Origin of the sequence: Bacillus sp. CDB3 (genome assembly GCF_002081505.1) — a bacterium.
Classification (GTDB): domain Bacteria; phylum Bacillota; class Bacilli; order Bacillales; family Bacillaceae_G; genus Bacillus_A; species Bacillus_A cereus_AT.
In genome coordinates this window covers 1-2,997 of record NZ_ALBR01000135.1, presented here as the reverse complement: position 1 = coordinate 2,997, position 2,997 = coordinate 1, and the positions used below count along the sequence as shown (strand labels likewise).

The window sequence follows — 2,997 nt, the reverse complement described above, 5'->3', positions numbered from 1 at the left end:
GTACATCCTTTTTATTTCTTTCACAACCCTTTTCTGAAATGACTGTGAATCTGGGATTTGGTACAAAATATGAAGAACGACTGTATAACTGTAATAAAAAAGCGTCGGTGTACTTTTGAACACAAATTACACGGTACGTTCTTCAGCCCTCAGGTAGGAAAAACATGTCAGGAATACAGGAGAACAAACGAACCATTTCAAGTATATAGCTAGAGGAATTAGGGGTCTCCAATGATTGAATAGTACAGGATGTTCTCCGGCATTCTTACTATGCGCTATTTTGGTATTGTATACCTAAAAAATAACAATATTGGTTATTAGGGAAAATTAACGATATATATAAGCATCCATAACGGGTGCTTTTCTTTGTTATATAGAAATTACACATTAATGGACATTTTGGACACCTAAAAAGGGAGGATGATAAAAGCTTTATTGGATAGAGGGGTTTTGGGATGAAGAAGATGATTTTGAATTCAAAGTGAAGAACAACTATGTAATTTGAACAGTGTGCGGTAGTGTAATGTTAGGTATGAATCACATAGTACATTCTTCACATTAGGATGGAAAACAAACATATCAACTACATTTGATATAAGGGGTTCCGAGTCCTCATTCAAGTATGAGTGATACAGTAAGTCTTTCATCCCTCTTAATATGCACTGCGTTTTGGTTATGTATACCAATGATGACAAATACAATAAAAAAAGAGACGAATAAAATCGCCTCTCCAACACATATATACAAAGAATTACACTAGGAATGGATATATATTATTCTCTTTTTGGTACAGTATATCTATTTTGTTTTGTTAAGTTTCTTCTCAACTTAACAAAACAAAGTGAAGTTCATTGTGTGTCTGTTAAGGTAGACTTGTATGTGTAAATGACACAATAATTATTTGTATTTTTCCTTGTATACTAATTTTTGTAATTATTTGTAGGCATCTAATTTAAGCATGATGGACTTCTAAAGAAGACTTATATATATCAAACTTTGAAACAAAACTCTTATAATTTAGGAAAAATTAAGCATTTATATAGAATTTTTTAATAAAATTCTATATAAACTTTTTAAAAAATTTCCATAAAATCAAATTTTTTTTCGTATTATAGGCAAGATCAAATATATCAAGGAGAAATTTTATGAAAAAGGTTGCAGAATTATTAAGAACATTAGATACAAAGCTACTTTTAATTTTATTTATATTGTGTCTTATCAGTATTACTGCTATTTATAGTAGTCAACAAACTGGACAATATGAGAGTACAAACTTTGCCTTGCAACAAGGTAGGAACTATATAATCGGATTTGTATTACTAATACTTGTTGCAAGTATTGATTGGGATCAGTGGAAAACTTTATCTTGGCCACTATATATTATTGGATTTTCTTCCATTATTCTATTGTACCTATTACCGGAATCATCATTTACACCTGTTAAATTAGGGGCAAAAAGGATGGTTTCAATTTCCTGTTATCGGTCAAATCCAGCCATCGGAATTTTTTAAAATCGCATTAATTATATTAGTTGCAAGTTTGGCAGTAAAACATAAAGAGAGATATATTATGCAAACATGGAAGACCGATTTTATACTGATAGGTAAAATCGGCTTAGTGTCCCTTCCGCCTTCATTGTTTGTATATAAGCAACCTGACACAGGGATGTTTTTTTTGTATGGAATAGCTGTGGTATGTATTTTGTTTATGTCAGGAATTCAAAAAAAAATAGTCGCAGCTTTTGTAGGCATTCCATTAGTTATTTTTCTCTCTTTAGCATATGTATATATAAAATATCCAGAAATAATCTTTAATGTATTAATTCCTAGGCTAAAACACCACCAACAATCAAGAATTTTGGGATGGTTGAATCCGTTTGAGTATACAGATGCAGGGTATCAAGCGAAACAGTCTATTTTAGCAGTTGGGAGCGGTGGATTGTATGGAAAAGGATTTGGACAAGCAAATGTATATATTCCTGAAAAGCATACGGATTTTATTTTTGCCACGATTGCTGAAGAAGGTGGATTTATCATTGCTTCTTTTGTTATATTAATCTGTTTACTTCTTGTCTATCGGATAACTATAATTGGCCATTCCGCAGATAATCTATTTGGTACATTGTTATGTGCTGGGATAATTGGTGTTTTAACACTCCAAACTTTTCAAAACATTGGAATGATTGTCGGTTTAATGCCGGTAAAAGGAATTGCACTTCCTTTTTTATCATATGGAGGGAGTTCACTATTTTCAAATATGATAACTATGGGCCTTGTCTTATCGGTACATAAAAATTATAAAAAATACATGTTTCAAGTTAATTAAAGAAATTTGTTCTGTTACAAATTTCGAGTATGTTTAAATCTATGGAAAAAAGATATCATTCTATTATATGAACGATTCTAATAATCAATATTTGTAAAGGTACACTTTTGGGGAATATAACAAAAAGTTTGCAATAGGACTAAACCAACCGCCTGTGAAAGGCGGTCTTTTAAGATGAAGGGAATTCAGGAAATCGGTTGTCCTAATGCATTACTAAGACCTACTCCTTTATGAGAAGAGCATTTTTGGGCGTGGATGTTCTTTTTCGTATGCAAAAATAGAGAAACGTATATGTAGTTAACAAGGTGAAGTTCATGCAAAAAATTTAAAATATTGGGTACTTAATATGCTGGAAGCAGAAATAAAAAAGAGCAGCCAATTTACTTTTTTGGTTAATTGGCTGCTCTAGAATTAAGGGGAAACCACTATACCTCTTCTCTTGGATGAGAAAGAGAAAATGTATTTTGGATTGTTTTTACTTTAACATAAAGAATCGCATACGATAATCTTAAATATGTCCTTTGGCAAAGGTCACATAAAAGGGGCACAAGTGATGAATGAACATAAATAGCACCCTTTGTTATATAGTTGTAATTCTAAGTATAAATTCCATTCGTAATTTGGTTATAAAGACCAAATTCAAGGGTACTATATAAACAGTGAGTTCATTTC

At 31.5% G+C, this 2,997-nt stretch carries 1 pseudogene; it reads left to right on the top strand.

Annotated elements, in window-relative coordinates:
* The first annotated feature begins 1,145 nt into the window (after positions 1 to 1,145).
* A pseudogene (locus CDB3_RS31060) lies at positions 1,146 to 2,325 on the top strand (FtsW/RodA/SpoVE family cell cycle protein).
* Positions 2,326 to 2,997: the final 672 nt, after the last annotated feature.